Origin of the sequence: Stackebrandtia albiflava, from assembly GCF_007994225.1 — a bacterium.
In the GTDB taxonomy this organism is placed as follows: domain Bacteria; phylum Actinomycetota; class Actinomycetes; order Mycobacteriales; family Micromonosporaceae; genus Stackebrandtia; species Stackebrandtia albiflava.
Genome location: NZ_VLLL01000009.1, coordinates 110,275 through 127,850, shown reverse-complemented (window position 1 = coordinate 127,850; position 17,576 = coordinate 110,275). Strand labels below are relative to the sequence as shown.

The following is a 17,576-nucleotide window of genomic DNA, read 5'->3' as shown; positions in this document are numbered from 1 at the left end:
CGTCACGGATGTCAGCCCGAGTAGAGCGAGTTGTACTCGTCGAGGAGCTGCTGCGCGGCGGCGTCGGCCTCTTCGAACCGCGTCGCGGGATCGGCTCCTGAGGTGAGGATGTCCTCCACCGCCTTGGTGATCTCGGCGCGGATCGCCACGAAGCTGCCCAGCAACACGCCCGAAGCGGCGGGTGAACCGTCCGACAGCGCCAACTGGTCGGTCGCGACCTGCTGGTACGGGTTCTCCTCGAACCAGCCCTCGGTCTCCAGCAGTTCGATCGCGGAGTTCGTGATCGGGATGTAGCCGGTGGTCTTGTGCCAGTCGGCGGCGTTCTCGGGGTTGTTGAGGTACTGCATGAAGGCCAGGGCGCCGTCTCGGGTGTTCTCGGGGAGGCCGTCGACCAGCCACAGTGTCGCGCCGCCGATCAGGTTGCCCGAGTAGGGCTTGTCGGCGAAGACGGGCATCCGGCTGACCTGCGCCTCGAATCCGGTGGCCTCGGCCTCGGTGACGACGGAGGTCGCGTCACCGGAGGAGGTCAGCAGGAACGCGACCTCCTGGCCGCCGAAGGCGTTCTTGGGGCCGTCCCAGTCCTCCTGGACACCGGAGTAGTAGTAGTGGCCGGAGTCGTTGAGCTCCTTCCAGTACTCGATGAACGACAGCCACTCCGGAGAGGTCAGGTCGACGTTCTCCGCGCGGCCCGACCGTCCGTTGTCCTGGTCGGCGAGCAGGCCGCCCTGCTCGGCGAGCACCTGCTCCGGGAACCAGGAGTGGTTCGGCCAGCTGATGCAGTTGGCGGGGGCGTCGTCCAGCGCCATGATCTTGTCGCAGGCGGCGGTGACGTCCTCCCAGGTCTGCGGGGGCGCGTCGACGCCGGCCGCCTCGAGGTACGTCGAGTTGGAGTAGAACAGGGTCGTGGAGGTGTTCCACGGCATGGAGGAGAACTCGCCGTCGACCGTGTAGTACGAGCGGGCGGCGTCCACGACGTCGTCCAGGACGACCGGTTCGCCGAGGATCTCGTCGCGGCCGCCGATGGCGTCCTCGACGGAGGCGAACAGCGGTTCACCGTCGGCGTTGACGGCGTCCCTCGACTCCTGCGTGGCGGCCTCGAAGTTCTGCACGATGGTCGGGGGCTCGCCCTGCTGGGATGCCGCGGTCAAGGCGTCGAACAGGACCTCGTAGCTCTCGTAGCCCTGCACGTTGACGGTGAACTCGGGGTGTTTCTCGGTGAATTCGGCGGCGCGTTCCTTCGCCCAGTCCAGTCGGTAGTCGGTGAATCCGATCCAGACGTCGATGGCGCCTTCGTCTTCGGGTTCGTCGCTGCATGCCGTCAATCCGGTCACGAGCAGCGCCGCCAGCGCACAGCCGGCGATCGCGCGAGCGCGTCGCATTCTTCCTCCATAATGGGCTTAAATGGATTCCCGGGGTGGGAACCGGGGCAGAGGTCACCCCACTATGGATGAACGCGGAAGCGACCCTGGTTCCGACGCAAGGACGATACCCACAAAGATCCAAACTTGGCAATAGCCGGATCTTAATGGCGGAATCGGCCGAAAACGCACGGAGCCGCACCGTGACCGGCCGGATGCCGGCGCGCGGTGGTGACGGCCCCCGGCCGGATCACGGAGATCACGGTGAACCGTCAGACGGAACTAAAGGCCGCCCGGTTAACCTGCCGGCCACCCCGGCGGGGCGGACGGCGGACGTTTGGGTGGCCGGAACCTGAACACGGCCGGAGGGCGGTCGCGGTCACGGGTGAAGGCCGTGCCGCGACCGCCCCCGGCGATCACGGGCGAGGAGCGCCGGGATCAGTAGTAGCAGCCGGTGGTGGGAAGGGTCGTCGGGTTCGGTACGGGGTCACCGTCGTACACGGCGATCAACCAACGCTGCGGGCAGACACTGGTGTTCGGGGGCTTCCGGATCGCGAAGTGCAGGTGCGGGCCGGTGGAGTTCCCGGTGTTGCCGGTGCGTCCGATCTGCTGCCCGGGCGTGACCTTCTGCCCGTTGGAGACGCCTATGGAGGAGAAGTGGCAGTAGGTGTAGCGGTTCCCCGCCGCGTCGACGATGTTGACGCCCAGGCCGCAGCTCGAATCGTTGATGCGGCTCGCGGTACCGGCGACCACCGCCAGCGCCGGCGTGCCGGTCGGCACGGCCAGGTCGATGGCGGGGTAGTCGTGGTGCGGGTCGTCCCATTCGGTGCGGGGCAACAGGTCGTGGTCCAGTGGCAGCGAGGCGTCGCCGACCGGCGGTGAGGCGCCCACGAGGTACTGCCACACCGTGTCGTTGACGGCGGTGCCCGCGGCGAGACCGTGTTCGGCCTTGAACTCGGCGAGCGCGGCCTGGGTGGCGGACGAGAACGCGCCGTCGACCGGCACGTCGTGGTCGTGGCGGTTGAGAAGGGTCTGCAGCGCCTTCACCGCCTCGCCCGAGGAGCCGGTGTTCAGGTCGACGGTGAGTACCGGCCAGGTCTGCGGACCCACGATGCCGTCGGCGCCCAGTCCGTTGTCCTGTTGGAACCGGGTGACGGCGCCCTTGGTGAGCGGACCGAAGATGCCGTCCGCGTCGATCGATTCACCGTGGTGACGCAGCAGGAGCTGCACGGTCTTCACCCGGTCGCCGGTGTCGCCGTTGCGGACGAGCGGCCAGGCGGGAGCGGCGGTGGTGGCGGGTGCGGCGTAGGCGAGGTTGGCGCCGACGACGCCGGTGACCGCCAGCGCCAAGGCGGTGGTCAGCCCCACCAGCAATCGGGTGAGTCGGCGGCGGGAGTGGCCGACACGAGAGGGTGTCGGTGTTCTGTTCATGGTGATTCTCCGGGCGGTGTCCGGCCGTCGCCGGCCGGTCGGCGGTGTTCGCCGTGGTGGCGAACCTGGACCGGAGGCCGCGGTGGTGCCGGGGATCCGGCGACGCCGTGGGTACGCGGGCGGGCCGGTCGGTGACCGGGGCCTCCGGTTCGCCGGGACGTGGGTCCCGGTGGGTCGGAATCGTCCCACTGTGACTTTACGATTGTCAATATTCGCAACCATAATCGACATACTCCGTAGCGGCTGCGGTGTCGGTAGCGGCCGCTCTCACCTGCGGAGTCATGTGACCTGGCCGGTGTGTCCACCATGTGGGAGCCGCCTTCGGCTACGCCGCACGACATTCGCGTTCGGGAACATCGGCCGTCGCGTGGTCACGACCCCACCTCGTCGACGGCCCGTCGCCCGTCCCGTGGCACGTCATCGGCGGCCGGAGCCGGGGGTGCCGGTGTCTCATCGGCGGGATGAGGCGGTGTCCCCGACTCCGGTGGTGCGAACGTCACGACGAGTGTGGTGGACGGTTCACGCCGCCGGTCCGGCGGCTACCGCCGTGGCGGTGGGAACGGCGTTCCCGGCGCGACGGGAACGCCGCCGGTCGAGCAGGAGCAGAACCGTGCCGAAGCCGGCCAGTGCCGCGCCGGACAACAGCAGCGACCAGTCGTAGGCCGACGTACCGAGCGCCCCCGCCGTCAGATTGTGACCCGTGTGGAAACCCACCGCGAGCCAGATCGTGCCGCCGTAGGCGCGGCACGCGGCCACGGCGAGCCCGAGGCCGGTGGCCATGACCGCGTACAGCAACCGGAAACCGAGGTCGGCGTCGGCGCCGGGGTTGGAGATGACGTGCAGCACGCCGAACGACACCGACACCGCCGTGACCACCGCCCAACGCGGCCACTGCCGCGACAGCGACGAGAACAGGTAGCCCCGGAACAGCAACTCCTCCGGGAACGCCTGGCCCAGCAGGATCACCAACCCGCGCAGCGCGAGCAATCCGGCCAGTACCCAGCCGCTCATCGGGAACGCCTGCCAGGTGTCGCCCAGGAACAGGACACGTACCACCTTCACCAGGCCCATCACCGCCGCCGCCAGCACGACACCGGTGAGCAGCGCCCCGCTGGCACTCCACGGCGACGACCGGCGCACCGGGCGGACCGGCCGCCGGTCGACGAACCGGCGCAGCAGCGCGGCGACCCCGATCGCACCGGCCGCCATACCCGCCACCGAGAACAGGCCGGCGACCTCGGAGTGCAGCCCGAACGGCATGACGATCAGGGACACCGCGATTCCCGCCGCCACGAAGCCGAACATCCCGGCCATGGTCAACAGGATCCGCACCAGCGGATGGAATCTCGGGGGCTTTGACTCTTCGATCTCACTCATGCCCCGAACGTATGGCGACCCCGTCGGCGGGCGGATCGGCCGAGCGGACCCGGCGGGTCATGTCGCGGCACGGTGGAACACCGGACCGGAGTCCCCCGATCGACACGGCCGAACGGCCTTCCGGCCATGCCGGGCCATGACCACGGTCATGTCCTCGGCACGGTGCCACCGCCCCGACCAGCGTAGACGTCGCCGCCGCACCTCGCGCTGCGGTCGCGCGCTGTTAGCGTTGCCGTATGGAGGAACCAACACCACCCGACCCGCGCGGACGGTGGATCCGGGTCGTCGACGGCCGGGCACCGTTGCTGTTCAGCGGACCGTTCTGGTGTGCCGTCGTACTGGTGTTGGCGTCCGCCGCGGCCGACCTCAACCTCGTCGACGTCGGCACTCCACAACGGATGCAACCCACGACGGCACCGATGCTCGTGGGTGCGCTCCTGGCCGCCGCCATCTGGCCGATGCTGAGGTGGACACCCACCGCGCCCGCTTGGCGCAAGGTACTGAGCGCGGTGTTCGCCGCCCTGATCTGCCTGATGCTGCTCGTGGGCGGGTGGGCGAGCGTCGTGCTGATGGCGTTGGTCGTCGTCCACGTCGTCTTCGTCTTCGGCAACCGCGGGGCGATCGTGTACGGGTTCGTGATGTTGGCGGTCGCCTTCGGCATCTCCCTGTACTTCCGCAACAGCCTGACCGTGGCGCTGGTGGAGTCCGCCGTGACGGGGGTCTTCGCCGCGTGGGCCATCGCCATGGCCAACGTCCTGAGTTCGGAGCAACGGCATGCCCGTCGCACCCGGGAACTGCTGGCGGAGCAGGCCCGCGCCCACGCCGATCTGCGCCGGTACGCCGACCGGGTCAGGGAACTGACCGTCGGCGAGGAGCGCGCCCGCATGTCCCGCGAGATGCACGATTCGGTGGGTCATTACCTGACGGTCATCGCTCTCGGCCTGCGCAACGCCGAGCGGTACCGCGCGGCGGGACGGGACGGCGCCTGGGAGGAGGTCGCCCAGGCCAGGCAGCTCACCGCCGAGGCCCTGGCCGACACCAGGCGGTGGGTGCGGGCACTCCGGCCGCTGGCACTGGAGGGACGGGCCGGGATCGACGCCCTCGCCGCGCTCGCCGGATCGTTCGACGGGGACGGCCTGACCGTCGACTTCGCCGCCCACACCGGCGTGGACGAGGTCGGTGAGGACGCCGAACTGGTGCTGTACCGGGTACTCCAAGAGGGACTGACCAATGTGGTGAGACATTCGGGTGCCCGCCGGGTGACGATCCGGCTGGACCGGTCGGTGCTCGGTGTGGTGCTGACCATCCGCGACGACGGCCGGGGCCGCGGCGACGACGTCTCCGACGGCCTGGGCATCGACGGCCTGCGTCACCGCGTCGCCGTGCTGGGCGGCACGATCACCACGACGGGCGACACCGGCGGGTTCACACTCCGCGCCGAACTCCCCGCGCCGGTTCCGGCCCGGGTCGGGTGACGGCGATGCGGCCGGTGCGGGTGCTCATCGTCGACGACCAGGTGCTCATGCGCCAGGGACTACGCAAACTGTTGGAGATCGAACCCGCCGTCGAGGTGGTGGGTGACGCGGCGGGTGCGGCGGCCGCCCTCGCCCTGCTGGAACGAGTGGAGACCGACGTCGCCCTCGTCGACGTCCGCATGCCGCACATGGACGGGATCGCGTTGATCGAGGCGATGTCCCACCGGCACCCGGCCGTCGCGGCGGTCATCCTCACCACCTTCGACGACGACGACTACGTCTTCGGCGGGCTGCGCGCCGGGGCCAGGGGCTACCTGCTGAAGGACACCCCGCCGGAGGAACTGGTGTCGGTGCTGTGCCGGGCGGCGCGGGGTGAGACCGTGCTGGGTGGGGCCGCCGCGGCACGCCTGGTCGCGGGCCTGCGCTCCGACGGTGCGGTGGGCGACGGTGGGGGACTGTCGGAACTGTCACCACGGGAACACGAGGTCGCACGGCTCGTCGGGGACGGCGCCACCAACCGCGAGATCGCGAGGCGGCTCTACATCACCGAGGGGACGGTCAAGAACCACATCTCGGCCGTGCTCAGGAAACTGGGACTCCGCGACCGCACCAGGCTCGCCCTGTACGTCGCCGGGCACCGGCCGGACTGACCGTCCGGAGAAGACGCCCGCCGGTGCCGCGCGGCACCGGCGGGCGGATCGGTCAGATCGCGGCGTCGAGGCCGCGCTTGCGCAGCAACGGCTCGATGCGCGGGTCGCGGCCCGCGAAGTCGCGGAACAGGCCCATCGCGTCGGTGCTGCCGCCGCGCGACAGCAGCCGCGCGCGGAAGCGGTCGCCGTTGGCGCGGGTCAGGCCGCCGTTCTCCTTGAACCACGCCACCGTGTCGGCGTCCAGCACCTCACTCCAGATGTAGGAGTAGTAGCCGGCGGAGTACCCGCTGCTGAAGACGTGTCCGAAGTAGGTGGTCCGGTAGCGGGGACGCACCTCCGGCACCGCGACACCCGCCGTCTCCAGGGCGGCCGCCTCGAACGCCTCCACCACCGCGCGGGCGTCGGAGCCCGAGGGCACCCGGTCGGCGGACAACCGGTGCCACGCCAGGTCCAGCAGCGCCGCGGCGAGGTATTCGGTCGTGGCGAACCCCTCGTTGAACTGCTGCGACTCCAGCAGCCGGTCCACCAGTTCCCGGGGCATCGGTTCACCGGTCTCGTGGTGCCTGGCGTAGTTGGCCAGCACCTCCGGCCAGGTCGACCACATCTCGTTGACCTGGGAGGGGAACTCGACGAAGTCACGCGGCACGTTGGTCCCGGCCAGGCGGGGGTACGTCACGTCGGAGAACAGCCCGTGCAGGGCGTGACCGAACTCGTGGAACATGGTGGTGACCTCGTCGAAGGTCAGCAGGGCCTTCTCACCGGCGGGCGGCTTGGGGATGTTGAGGTTGTTCACCACCACCGGCCGCTGATCCAGCAGCCGCGACTGCAGCACGTGGGAGTTCATCCACGCGCCGCCGTTCTTGGAGTCGCGGGTGAAGAAGTCGGCGCAGAACAGTCCGAGCGGCGAACCGTCCTCCTCGAACACCTCGAACACCCGCACGTCCGGGTGGTACGTCGGAAGGTCGGACCGTTCGGTGAAGCTCAGGCCGTACAACCGGTTCGCGGCGAAGAAGACGCCGTCCCGGAGGACCCGCTCCAGTTCCAGGTACGGCCGCAGCGCCGAGGCGTCGAAGTCGTAGCGCTCCTTGCGGAGCCGTTCGGTCGCCAGCGACCAGTCCCACGGGTCGATGGTCTCGCGGCCGAGCACCTGGGCGCGCTCCACCGCCTCGACCCTGACGTTCGCCACCGCCGCCGGAGCCAGCCGCGCGAGCATGTCGGCGGCGGCCTGCGCCGTCCCGGCCGTCTGGTCCTCGATGGTGTAGGCAGCGTGGTCGGAGTAGCCCAGCAGCGCGGCCCGCTCGGCACGGGCGGCGACGATGCGCAGCACCGTCTCCGAGTTGTCCGAATCGGACCCGTCGTTGCCGCGCCGGATCGACGCGGTGTAGATCCGCTCCCGCACCTTCGGGTCGGTCAGGGCGGCGAGCTGCGGGTGCATCGTGAAGTTGTTGAACGTCAACAGGTACTTGCCGTCCAGGCCGCGGGCGGCGGCCGCCTTGGCGGCGCTGGTGATCGCGTCGGCGGACATGCCGTCGAGCTCGGCGACGTCGTCGATCACGACGGCGGCGGCGTTGGTGGCCGCGAGCTGGTTCTGGGAGAACGTGGTCGACAGCAGCGCCAACTCCTCGTTGAGCTCCCTGAGGCGACGCTTGTCCTCGTCCGACAGGGCGGCACCGGCGCGCACGAAGTCGAGGTGGTACCTGCGGAGCAGCCATGCCTGCTCCTCGTCGAGGCCGAGTTCCCCGGCGCGGTCGTGAAGGTCCTTGATCCGGGCGAACAACCGGGCGTCGAGACGCATCTCGTCCTGATGGGCGGTGACCATCGGGGCGATCCGCTTCTGGAGGTCCTGGAGGTTCGGGTTGGTGTCTGCGGAGCTGATGTTGTAGAACACCAGCAGCACCCGCTGAAGTATCCGGCCGGAACGTTCCAACGCCACGACGGTGTTCTCGAAGGTGGCGGGTTCGGGATCGGAGACGATCGCCTCGATCTCGGCGCGCTGCTCGGCCATTCCCCTCTCCACCGCCGGAAGGTAGTGGGCCTCCTCGATCGTGTCGAACGGCGGCATCTCGTACGGCAGCGTACTGGGAACGAAGAACGGGTTATTCGTATCGGTCACCCACGTCAGGCTACCCGTGATCACCGACCTACCATGGTCGCGAAGGCGACAGGGGTGACAACGGGCGTGCGGACTTGCTTCGAGATAGATGAACGCGACGAATATCACGTCGCCCGGAATCTGCTCGTCCGCCGGTGCGTGGTGTGGGCGCGGGAGCGGTCGCTGCCGGCCGACCCGGAACTGCTCCGGTCCGCACTGGACTCCCGCCACTACTCCAGCGACGGCAGGCTCACCTACTGGACGCCCGCCCACGTGCGTCATCACCTTCTGGAGTGGATCCCCCGGTATCTCGACGCCGAACCGGAGGAGCTCGCCGCCGCCCCCGAGGTGCTGCGGTCCCTGCTGCGTTTCATCGCCGACTACGGGCTCCGCGACCCCAGGGGCGCGGCCCTGCCCGACAACGAGGCCGCGATCGACGCCGCCGCGCGGGAATACCCCGCCGCCCTCGCCGACGTCGAACGGTACGGCGTCGGCAAGTACTGGTCACTGCTGGCACGCCGCCACGGCGTCTCCGTCGACGACGCCGAACGGCTCGCCGCCTTCCAGCGTCGTGCCCGGCGGGAACGGCTCGGTGTGGACGAGGCGCTGCTCGCCAGGCTGACCGCGGCGCAGGCCGGGCACTGGCAGCCGGGGGAGGAGCGGGCACCCGCGCAGCTCCCGGTCGCGTTGCCCGACGACCACCGGCTCGCCGACGCCGCCGCGACCGGAACCACCGTCGCACGGGTCCACGGCCTGATCCGGTGGCTCGGCGACACCGGGCGACCGGTGGACCCGGCGACCGGCGGACTGACCGGGCACCGGTCGCGGGAGCTGGTCGCCGCGATCGGCGCGGGCTCCCGCGCGGAGGCCGACCTGCTCGTGGCCTGGGCCAAGCGCGCCCGGCTGGTCCGGCGCTACCGGGGACGGCTCGTGCCGGTGGCGCGGGCCAGGCGGGTGCTCGCCGATCCGATCGCCCTGTGGCGCCGGCTGTTCGAGGCGATCCCCGCACTGGGCGGCCGTTTCCTGCGACCCGACCCGGCGGCGCCGCCCTCGGCCCTGGAACCCGGGTTCGACGAGGTGCTGCCCGACATCCTCAGCTCCCTCTACAGTCTCCCCTCACCCATGCCGGTCAAGCGCCTGGAGGAGACCGTGTGGTGGCACTGCTGCGGCGCGGTCGTCGACATAGAGTCCATGCCGCCCCAGGTGCGGCGCCGCCAACGCGGACTCCTGGAACGGGACCTCACCGGACTGTGGGACCGGCTCACCGACCTGGGGGCGGTCCGGCGCGACTTCGGCGTCACCGACCCGGTGTTCCTGGCCGACCTGTCCGGCGACGGCATCGACAGCCCCTTCGACCCCGACACCACCGCCGACCTCGCCGCCGAACTGCGGCAGCCGACGGAGCTGGTGCGGCTCACCGACCTCGCCACCTTCGTACTGCGCGACAGGATGCTCGCCGAGGGACGCGAGGCCGGCCTGGTCGGTGAACTGGCCGCGTCGGAGGCGACCGAGATGCTCGGCGTCGTCACCCAGCACTATCCGCCGGCCGCCGCCGCCAGCGAGGTCGACGCCTGGCTGTCCGAGCCGGGACGCGATCTCGAGGCCCTGCTCGACGTCGCCCGCGCCACCCCGCTGCGAAGCCGCGCGGCGGCGATCCTGGAACTGCTCTACGACGTGCAGCCCGGTTCGGCGAAGCTGCTGCGGCGGGTGCGTTCGGACCCGGCCCTGGCCCCGGCGGCCCTGGTGTGCCTCGTGGAGACCGGGATCCTCGACCTCATCGACCTCACCGACGACGAGCGGCAACTCCTCACCGCGGAGTCGTCGCTGCGCCTGATGGAACTCGACGGTCCTGGCGAGATCATCGCCGGACTGGAGGAACTGCCACGTCACGACGCCCGCCGGGTACTGCACCGGGTACTCACCTCCGGTCACCCGGACCGGCAGGGGCTCGCCGAGTTCCGGCGACTCGTCGTGTCGCGGATGCGACGTGACAGGGGCGCGATGCCGCCCGGCACACCGACCTGGACGCCCGAACGGCTCGGTGCCACCCGGCGTGCCCGAATTCGCCGCGGTGGCCACGGCTGATGCCGCCATACACCCGCCGGGTCCGCCACCCGGCCGCCCGTACGACGGAGACGTGATGAAGCTGACCATCGTGATGCCGGTGTTCAACGAGGCGGCGCGGGTCGCCGACGCGATCGCGCACGTGCTTGCCGTCCAGTACCCGTGCCCGGTCGAGCTCATCGTCGTGGACGACGGCAGCCGGGACCGGACCGCGGCCATCCTCGCCGACATCCGGGACCCGCGGATGCGGTTGCTCACGCACCGCCGCAACCGGGGGAAGGGCGCGGCCATCAACACCGCCGTCGCCACCGCGACCGGTGAGTACCTGGTGATCTTCGACGCCGATCTGGAGTACGACGCCCAGGACATCCCGCACCTGCTGGCGCCGATCCTGTCCGGTAGGGCCGAGGTCGTGTACGGCAACCGGACCTTCGGCAGCCACACCTCCTACTCCTTCTGGTACGTCATGGGCAACAAGGCGGTCACGCTGGCGGCCAACGTGTTGTTCAACTCCTACATCGGTGACCTGGAGACCTGTTTCAAGGTGATGCCGGTCGCGTTGTACCGGTCGCTGCGCATCCGTTCGCAGGGCTTCGGCGTGGAGGCGGAGTTGTCGGCGAAGCTGCTGCGGCGGGGAATCCGCCCATTCGAGGTGCCGATCTCCTACCGGGCGAGGACCCGCGAGGAGGGCAAGAAGATCACCTGGCGGGACGGCGTCGAAGCACTGTGGATACTCGGCAGGGAACGGGCGCGCCCGCGCCGGTGACCCGGGCCGACCCGGACCCCGGCACGGCGGCCATGGCAGTATTCAAGCGTGCCGGATTCAGCCGATCTCGTCATCAACGCCGCCAAGGTCGTGGTTCGCCGCGGCCGGAACACCCTGCTCGACGCCGTCGACTGGCAGGTGGAACTGGACGAACGCTGGGTGGTGCTCGGTCCCAACGGGGCGGGTAAGACCACGCTGCTCAACCTCGCGGCCGGACGGATGCACCCCACCGGCGGCACCATGCGCGTCCTCGACGAGCGACTGGGCAGAGTGGACCTCGCCGAACTGCGGCCCCGCATCGGCGTCACCACCGCCGCACTGGCCGAGTCCATCCCGGCCGACGAGAAGGTCCTCAACGTGGTCGTGACGGCGGCCTGGGCGGTGGTCGGCCGCTGGCGGGAGCAGTACGACGCCGTCGACGAGGAACGCGCCCGTGAACTGCTGGACCGGTTCGGGATCGGCCACCTCGCCGACCGCGACTACGGGACCCTCTCGGAGGGTGAACGCAAACGCACCCAGATCGCCCGGGCGCTCATGACCGACCCGGAGCTGCTGCTCCTGGACGAACCGGCGGCCGGCCTGGACCTCGGCGGCAGGGAGCGACTGGTCGCCACCCTCGGCGAACTCGCCATGGACCCCGACGCACCCGCCCTGGTGCTGGTCACGCACCACGTGGAGGAGATTCCGCCCGGGTTCACGCACGCCATGTTGCTCGGGGAGGGCGCGGTGGTCGCGTCCGGGCTCATCGACACCGTCTTGACGGCCGAGAACCTGACGAAGACCTTCGGCCTGCCGCTCACCCTCACCCGGGACGGCGACCGGTACGGCGCCCGGGCCGCGTGACGTCGGACGACCGCCGGAACCGTTACCCTGATTGAGGTGAACCGAACCACCCGCCGAGTGATCGCCGGTGTGTCAGTGCTGCTCGTGCTGCTCGCGGTGACGACTACCTGGTGGCCGCCGGCACCCCGGGAATCCACCGTCGTCGACTCCGTGGAGATCGCCGAGCGGATGACGGACGCGGACCCGATGCGGATGGTCGAGGCCCACCTACCCGCCGAATACGTCGGGTCGTCCCCCGAGGTGGTGGCCGAACGGGTCGCCGCCGACCCGCTGCTGGCGATGGAACGCAGCGGTGCCAGACCCGACCCGGACTCCCCGAATCCCACCGAGGCCGCCTTCGCCGCCCTCGTCACCGGCATGTCCGCGGAGGACTCGACCGCGCCGGGCGACGTGTACCAGCGGCTCCCCCGCGACGTCGCCGACTGGCTGGCGGTCGTCTTCCCGGGCGTGGTCGGCAACCTGGCGGGCGCACCCTTCGAGAACCGCGTCACCGCCAACCGGATCCGGCTGGCGGCCTCCGTCGCCGAATCCACCTACTGGCCCGGCCCCGACCGACCCTGGCACGACGAGCGGGAACCGCGAGCCGACTTCCAGCGGGTGATCGACGGCGGCCACCGGCTCGTCTACCTCGACCCGCTCGCCAACGACGGACAGGGTTCCTGGGTGGAACTGGTCGGTGACCTGTCGACCGCCCGCCACGTCGGCGTGCTCGTCCCCGGCGGCAGCGCCTTCATATCCAGCGACAACTTCACCCGCTACTCCGACCGCGCCGGCAGCTTCGTAGACGCGGCCGGCGGCGACCTCGCCATGCTGGTGTGGGCCGGTTCGCCGTTCCCCTCCGGGTGGATACAGGAGGCCGGGTCGAGTTGGGCCGCCGACGCCGCGCCCCGGCTCGCCGAGTTCCTCGCCGACCTGCGCAGACAGGTCGGCGGCGACACCACCATCACCCTGGCCGGTCACTCCTACGGCGGCGCCGTCGTAGGCATGACCGAGACCTACGACATCGACGTCGACCGGGTCATGCACATCGCCTCCGCCGGCGCCGGATACGGCGTGTCCGGCCCGCGGGACTACACCTCGCCGTGCCGCACCCGGTACGACCTGATGGCCCCGGGCGACCCGATCGGATACGTCCAGGACGTCCCCGGCTTCACCGGCCTCGGGCACGGCGTCGAGGTGGCCGACATGCCCGGGGTGCTCCGCCTGGTCACCGGGTCGCTGCCCGACGATCCCCAGGCCCTCGACGACGTGAATCGAACCCTGGGCAGTCTGGGTATCACCGGTAAGGAGATCGGCGGCATCCACGCGCACAGTGAGGTGTTCATCCCGAACTCCGACGCCTGGTCGAACATGTTGGCGGTGTTCACCGGCGAAGAACCGCGGTTGCTCACGCGACAGCCCCCGGCGCTGCCCGGCTGTGACTGACGACCCTCCGGACCTCTGGGCCGACCGACACGAGGAGCAGGATTGAGGACGATCGCGAAGCGGGCGTTGCTGTGGACGGTTCTCGCGGTGATGGCCACCGCGGCGGCCGTGGTGATGCGGAACCCGGTCGAGTCGCCGTTGCCGATCTCGGTGCACGACGGCACCGTGTCCATCATGCCGCTGGGGGACTCGATCAGCGGCTCCACCGGTTGTTGGCGTTCGCTGTTGTGGAACCGGCTGGCCGACGCCGGTTACGACGACCTCGACTTCGTCGGGAAGCGGCAGGGACCCGAGTGCGACGAGGGATTCGACGACGACAGCCGCGCCTACAGCGGTTTCGAGGCCACCGGCGTCGCGGAGGAGGGGCTGCTGTTCAGCTGGCTCAAACGCGACCCGGCCGACGTCATGCTCGTCCACATCGGATCCAACGACATCAGGCGTGGCGACACCACCGACGAGATCCTCGCCGGGTACTCGACCCTGGTCGACCACATGCGACAGATGAACCCGCACATGGTCATCGTGATCGCCCAGATAATCCCGATGACCGAGTACCCGATGGACAAGGCGTGCCTTCACTGTCCGTCCCAGGTGGACGAGCTGAACGCCCGCATCCCGGCGTGGGCGGAGGGACACGACACCGTCGAGTCGCCGATCCTCGTCGTGGACCAGAACGCCGGGTTCGACGTGGAGGCCGACACCTATGACGGCCTCCACACCGACGGCTCGGGCGCCCGGAAGATGGCCGACAAGTGGTACTCGGCGCTGCGCCAGGTACTCGCGCCGCCGTCGCGGGCCGCGACCTGACCGCACCGACACGGCGACAACGCGCCCGGGATGCGCACGGCGTGTAGCCTGCCGGTGTGGCAGAGTTCGTGAACCTTGAGCAAACCGACGGTATCGGTGTCATCCGCCTCGACCGGCCCCCGATGAACGCGCTCAGCACCCGGGTGCAGGAGGAGCTGCGGGAGGCCGCCCTCGCCGCGGACGAGGACGACGACATCCGGGCGGTGATCGTCTACGGCGGCGAGAAGGTGTTCGCCGCCGGAGCCGACATCAAGGAGATGTCCGGCATGGGATACCCGGAGATGTCCACCCGGGCGCCCCGGCTGTCGTCCGCCTTCGACGCGGTCGCCAGGATCGGCAAGCCGGTGATCGCGGCCATCACCGGATACGCCCTCGGCGGCGGATGCGAACTCGCGCTCGCCTGCGACATCCGGATCTGCGCCGACGACGCGAAGCTCGGTCAACCGGAGATCAAGCTGGGGATCATCCCCGGTGCGGGCGGAACGCAGCGACTTCCCCGGTTGATCGGTCCGTCGCGTGCCAAGGAACTGATCTTCACGGGCCGCATGATCGACGCGCAGGAGGCGCTACGGATCGGCCTGGTGGACGACGTGGTCCCCGCCGCCGAGGTGTTCGAGTCCGCCAAGGCGTTCGCCGGCGTGTTCGCCGACGGTGCGCCCCGCGCGTTGCGGGCCGCCAAGCAGGCGGTCGACACCGGTCTCGAACTCGAACTCCCGGCCGGCCTCGCGTGGGAGTCGCAACTGTTCGCGGGCCTGTTCGCCACCCACGACGCCCACGAGGGCATGACGGCGTTCGCCGAGAAGCGCAAGCCGGGATTCAGCGGCCGATGACCACGTTCGAGGAGGTCGAGGCCGCCCGCAGCGATCCCAAGCGCGCCAACGTGCTCTACCACGACTGGGAGGCCGAGACCTACGACGACAAGTGGTCGATCTCCTACGACCGGCGGTGCGTCGACTACGCCCGGGGCAGGTTCGCCCTCGCCGCCGGCGAGACGGGTTGGCCGTATCCGACGGCACTGGAACTGGGCAGCGGCACCGGGTTCTTCCTACTCAACCTGATGCAGGCGGGCGTAGCGACGCGCGGCGTCGTCACCGACATCTCGCCCCGCATGGTGGAGGTGGCCTGCCGCAACGCCGAACGGCTCGGCCTCGACGTGGAGGGACGGGTCGCCGACGCGGAGACCATCCCCTACCCGGACGAGTCGGTGGACCTGGTGGTCGGGCACGCCGTACTGCACCACATCCCCGACGTCGGTAAGGCGTTCGAGGAGGTGCTTCGGGTGTTGCGCCCCGGCGGCAGGTTCGTGTTCGCCGGTGACCCGACCCGCATCGGAGACTTCTACGCCCGGCGGCTCGGCAGGTTGACCTGGTGGGCGACCACCACGGTGACCCGGCTGCCCGGTCTGTCGGGTTGGCGACGACCGCAGGTGGAGCTGGACGAGTCCTCGGCCGCGGCGGCCCTGGAGGCCGTCGTGGACCTGCACACCTTCGTGCCCGGTGAACTGGCGGCACTCGCCGAACGGGCCGGCGCGGTGGACGTGCGCACCGAGACCGAGGAGTTGACGGCGGCGTTCCTCGGTTGGCCGGTGCGGACCTTCGAGGCGGCCGTGCCGCCGGAACGGCTCGGTTTCGGCTGGGCGAACTTCGCGATGCGCGGCTGGCAGGTGCTGTCGCGACTCGACAGGGAGCTCGCCCGGGTACTGCCCGCCGACGTCTTCTACAACGTCCTGGTGACCGGCCGGAAATGTGGCGGCTGAAGCCCCGGTTCTGGTGGAACCTCCTGCGGTTCGCGTACCTGCGGGTCCGTCGTCCGCAGGTGCGCTGCGACGGGATGGTGTACCTGGGTCGTCGTGTCGACCTGGTCGCCCGGCCGACCTACGGCCGGTTGCGCATCGGCGCCGACGCCCACATCGGAACCGACAGCGCGTTGCGGGCGCACGAGGGCAGTCTGCGCGTCGGTGACCGTTGTGTCCTCGGCGCCAGGGTGACGGTCAACTGCTACCTCGACGTCCACATCGGAGAGGACACCCTGATCGCCGACGACGTCTACGTGATCGACTTCGACCACGTCTTCGACGGCGTGGACGTGCCGATCAAGGACCAGGGCATCCGCAAGGCGCCGGTGCGGATCGGCTCCGACTGCTGGCTCGGCACCAAGGTCGTCGTCTGTAGGGGGGTCACGATCGGGGACGGCGCCGTCGTGGGTGCCGGAGCGGTGGTGACCCGGGACGTCCCGCCCCGCGCGGTGGTCGCCGGCGTCCCCGCCCGCGTCATCGGCCACCGGCCCACCGGACAGACGGCCGATCCTTCCGAAGTGGTCGCGGGTCGGTAAGGGGCTTGTGGGCGTTCGGGTCGAGAGGCACGATCGTCGAATGTCGATGCTGGTGTCCGTGATCCGAGCCGTCGAAGGCCGGCTCGCCCGTCGCGTCATCGTGGCGGAGGTACTGGTCGACCACTACGACCGCGCGGTGTTCCGAAGTTCCGATCCCGACCTCGGCGAGGTGGTCGTCAAGGCGCAGACCGCAATCGTCGATCTCGCCGTCGAGGTCGAGGGGATGCGCGCGGCCGAATCGGCCGGCGTCCCGGTACCGGCCGTCCTGGCCCATTTCGACACCACCGAGTTCGCGGTGCTGATGATCCCGTGGACGGCGGGCAACCCGCTCGGCCCGGAGAATCCCGACGCCGACTGGCATCGGGCCGGAGCGGTGCTGCGACGGCTGCACGACCATCCGCCACCGGCGGGGCTGCCGACGCTGTTCGGCGGCGGCGACGAGAGTACGCCGGTGCTGTACCGGCCCGGGCCGGTCGGTGCGCTGCCCGATCCGATACGACACCGGCTGGCGGAGTTGACGGCCCGGGCGATGGCCGCCCCGCAGGCTCCGGGGCGGCTCCTGCACGGCGACCTCTCCCCGGACCACCTGCTGTTCCATGACGGCCGGGTCGCCGCGGTCATCGACTTCGGGCTCGCGCGAACCGGTGACCCGGTATGGGACCTGGTGCGGTTGACGATGTGGCACCGCGGACGCCTGTCCACGGTATTGGACGGATACCGGGCGACGCGGGCGTTCCGCCACCACGTGCGCCGGCTCTACGAACCCTTCACGGTCGCGCATCACCTCGCGGCGTGCGACTGGCTCATCGATCATGACATCGATCCGACCCCCACGGTCCGCGAACTGACCCGGATCGCGACCGAATACCCCCCACGGCCGACGATATGACCCCGGCCGCCGGCCACCCGTTCCGGGCACCGCCCCACTCCGCCGCGTGTCGGCTATCGGACATCTCC

15 protein-coding genes are annotated in these 17,576 nt (G+C 70.3%); 11 read left to right on the top strand and 4 right to left on the bottom strand.

The window, feature by feature from the left end; translation table 11 throughout:
• Nucleotides 1–11: 11 nt before the first annotated feature.
• The 3 genes from LX16_RS23270 to LX16_RS23260 all read right to left on the bottom strand — a co-directional run bounded on the left by LX16_RS23270 (nucleotide 12) and on the right by LX16_RS23260 (nucleotide 4,166).
• On the bottom strand, nucleotides 12–1,379 hold the full coding sequence (locus LX16_RS23270) for an extracellular solute-binding protein (RefSeq protein WP_147143341.1): 1,368 nt from the start codon (nucleotides 1,377–1,379) through the stop codon (nucleotides 12–14).
• Nucleotides 1,380–1,796: 417 nt separating this feature from the next.
• Nucleotides 1,797–2,789 (bottom strand): peptidoglycan-binding protein, encoded by a 993-nt coding sequence (locus LX16_RS28065; RefSeq protein WP_158645709.1) that lies wholly within the window; start codon nucleotides 2,787–2,789, stop codon nucleotides 1,797–1,799.
• 519 nt (nucleotides 2,790–3,308) lie between these two features.
• Nucleotides 3,309–4,166, bottom strand: a complete 858-nt coding sequence (locus LX16_RS23260) for a CPBP family intramembrane glutamic endopeptidase (protein ID WP_147143335.1) — start codon at nucleotides 4,164–4,166, stop codon at nucleotides 3,309–3,311.
• Between the two features lie 236 nt (nucleotides 4,167–4,402).
• On the opposite strand from LX16_RS23260, the gene LX16_RS23255 reads away from it, so the two are divergent.
• Nucleotides 4,403–5,641 (top strand): sensor histidine kinase, encoded by a 1,239-nt coding sequence (locus tag LX16_RS23255; protein WP_147143332.1) that lies wholly within the window; start codon nucleotides 4,403–4,405, stop codon nucleotides 5,639–5,641.
• Nucleotides 5,642–5,646: 5 nt separating this feature from the next.
• A complete protein-coding gene (locus tag LX16_RS23250) occupies nucleotides 5,647–6,291 on the top strand; it encodes a response regulator (protein WP_147143329.1) in 645 nt (214 codons plus the stop codon).
• A 52-nt stretch (nucleotides 6,292–6,343) separates the two neighbouring features.
• Here LX16_RS23250 and LX16_RS23245 read toward each other — a convergent pair whose 3' ends face one another.
• Nucleotides 6,344–8,404: a M3 family metallopeptidase gene (locus tag LX16_RS23245; RefSeq protein WP_211354721.1), complete on the bottom strand. Its 2,061-nt coding sequence runs from the start codon at nucleotides 8,402–8,404 to the stop codon at nucleotides 6,344–6,346.
• 66 nt (nucleotides 8,405–8,470) lie between these two features.
• Here LX16_RS23245 and LX16_RS23240 point away from each other — a divergent pair, with 66 nt between their 5' ends.
• Genes LX16_RS23240 through LX16_RS23200 form a run of 9 tightly spaced genes read left to right on the top strand, consistent with a single transcriptional unit; the run spans nucleotide 8,471 to nucleotide 17,508 of the window.
• Nucleotides 8,471–10,468 (top strand): hypothetical protein, encoded by a 1,998-nt coding sequence (locus tag LX16_RS23240; protein WP_147143326.1) that lies wholly within the window; start codon nucleotides 8,471–8,473, stop codon nucleotides 10,466–10,468.
• Nucleotides 10,469–10,523: 55 nt separating this feature from the next.
• Nucleotides 10,524–11,213, top strand: a complete 690-nt coding sequence (locus tag LX16_RS23235) for a glycosyltransferase family 2 protein (protein ID WP_147143323.1) — start codon at nucleotides 10,524–10,526, stop codon at nucleotides 11,211–11,213.
• A 48-nt stretch (nucleotides 11,214–11,261) separates the two neighbouring features.
• Nucleotides 11,262–12,056, top strand: coding sequence for an ABC transporter ATP-binding protein (locus LX16_RS23230; protein ID WP_147143320.1), 795 nt, complete (start codon nucleotides 11,262–11,264; stop codon nucleotides 12,054–12,056).
• Nucleotides 12,057–12,092: 36 nt separating this feature from the next.
• A complete protein-coding gene (locus LX16_RS23225; RefSeq protein ID WP_147143317.1) occupies nucleotides 12,093–13,481 on the top strand; it encodes an alpha/beta hydrolase in 1,389 nt (462 codons plus the stop codon).
• Between the two features lie 42 nt (nucleotides 13,482–13,523).
• The gene (locus LX16_RS23220; protein ID WP_147143314.1) at nucleotides 13,524–14,288 is read left to right on the top strand and encodes an SGNH/GDSL hydrolase family protein; all 765 of its coding nucleotides are present in this window, start codon (nucleotides 13,524–13,526) and stop codon (nucleotides 14,286–14,288) included.
• 56 nt (nucleotides 14,289–14,344) lie between these two features.
• Nucleotides 14,345–15,118: an enoyl-CoA hydratase/isomerase family protein gene (locus tag LX16_RS23215; RefSeq protein WP_147143311.1), complete on the top strand. Its 774-nt coding sequence runs from the start codon at nucleotides 14,345–14,347 to the stop codon at nucleotides 15,116–15,118.
• A complete protein-coding gene (locus LX16_RS23210) occupies nucleotides 15,115–16,044 on the top strand; it encodes a class I SAM-dependent methyltransferase (RefSeq protein ID WP_147143308.1) in 930 nt (309 codons plus the stop codon). The genes LX16_RS23215 and LX16_RS23210 overlap by 4 nt, the downstream gene beginning before the upstream one ends.
• Entirely contained in the window at nucleotides 16,032–16,619 is a 588-nt protein-coding gene (locus LX16_RS28315) for an acyltransferase (protein ID WP_147143305.1), read from the top strand. The genes LX16_RS23210 and LX16_RS28315 overlap by 13 nt, the downstream gene beginning before the upstream one ends.
• A gap of 40 nt (nucleotides 16,620–16,659) precedes the next feature.
• Complete coding sequence (locus tag LX16_RS23200; RefSeq protein ID WP_147143302.1) at nucleotides 16,660–17,508, top strand: phosphotransferase enzyme family protein; 849 nt, start codon at nucleotides 16,660–16,662, stop codon at nucleotides 17,506–17,508.
• Nucleotides 17,509–17,576 lie beyond the last annotated feature (68 nt).